A 1,595-nucleotide genomic window follows, 5' to 3' on the forward strand; every position below is an offset into this window, starting at 1 on the left:
ACCCCGGCGATCATCTTTGATCACAGCCGCTACACACTGACCGTGTGGAAAAATACCGCACCGCTGGATGTGGTGGCCTTTAGCGGGCAGGAAGCCTTAAGCCGACCTTTTCGTTATACCATTGAATTCACCAGCCCGGTGAAGGATATCGAACCGGCGCAGATGCTGATGCGGGACGCCTCGTTTACCCTGACGTCACCCCCGTTCAACCCGGGGAGGCGAGGCATGCCAATCGTGCCCCCGGCTCCCTTGCGCACGCTATACGGGGTGATCAGCGAATTTAAACTGCTGTCCACCTCGCGGGATGAAAGCCATTACACCGTAACCCTGGAGCCGCGGTTGGCCCTGTTGTCGAGAAGCCGCCAGTTCGCTATTTATCAGAAGATGTCGGTGCCGGAAATCGTGGAAAAAATCCTGCGTGAACGTCACGGTTTTCGCGGCCAGGATTTCTTATTCACCCTGGCGTACACCTACCCGAAGCGGGAGCAGGTGATGCAGTACGACGAAGATGACTTGCGTTTTGTGCAACGTCTGCTGGCAGAAGTGGGGATCTGGTACAAACTGACCGCGGATGACCGGCTGAAAATTGAGGTGGTGGAGTTTTACGACGATCAGCGTTACTACCAGTTGAATATCTGTATGCCGGCCCGCCATCCGTCAGGGATGCACGGCGGGGAGGTGGACGCGGTGTGGGGGATGGAAACCGCGCATCAGGTGGTGGAAGGGAAAGTGGTGACCCGCGATTATAATTACCGTGACGCGCTGCCGCAGTACGGTATGGATACCGAAGCGGATGTGACGCGGGGCGATGAGACCCTGTATGGCGAAGCGTACCATTATCGGGATAACTACCGGGTACTGGGCAACCGTTACGACCTGGATCCGGCAGTGGAAAGCGGGGTGTTCTACTCCCGGCTGCACCATGAGCGCTACCTGAATCGGCAGACCCAACTGCGGGGGTTAACCACTTCCGCGACGCTGTTGCCGGGCCAGGAGTTGAAAGTCAGGGGTGAGGCCCCGGAAGCGTTCCGTAAAGGGGCGGTGATCACCGGTATTCGCAGCAGTGCGCGCCGGGATCGCAGTTTTGAAATGGCGTTCACGGCGATCCCCTACGCGGAAAACGTCTGTTTCCGGCCTGAATTGATCCCCAAACCCCGGATAGCGGGCACCTTGCCGGCCCGGGTGAGCAGTACGGTAGTGAACGACCCGTACGGGGATATTGATAAAGACGGGTTGTATAAAGTGGCGTTTGACTTTGACCGGGCAGACTGGCCGCCGGGGGGAGAAAGCCTGTGGGTGCGTCTGGCCCGCCCTTACGCGGGTGACACCTATGGTTTTCACTGGCCGTTGCTGGCAGGCACCGAGGTGGCGATCGCGTTTGAAGGGGGCGACCCGGATCGGCCCTATATCGCTCATGCGCTGCATGACTCGAAACACCCCGATCACGTCACCCTGGGCAACTACAAACGCAACGTCCTGCGTACCCCGGCGAATAACAAATTGCGGATGGACGACGAGCGCGGTCGGGAACACATCAAACTGAGTACTGAATACGGCGGTAAGAGCCAGCTCAACCTGGGGCATCTGGTGGACAG

1 protein-coding gene is annotated in these 1,595 nt (G+C 58.6%); it reads left to right on the forward strand.

What is annotated here, in order from left to right; genetic code table 11:
* The coding region (locus AACQ83_RS24065; RefSeq protein ID WP_112879908.1) for a type VI secretion system Vgr family protein at positions 1-1,595 on the forward strand (1,595 nt) is incomplete at both ends.

This window comes from Photorhabdus sp. S10-54, from assembly GCF_963878145.1.
GTDB classification, from domain to species: domain Bacteria; phylum Pseudomonadota; class Gammaproteobacteria; order Enterobacterales; family Enterobacteriaceae; genus Photorhabdus; species Photorhabdus kayaii.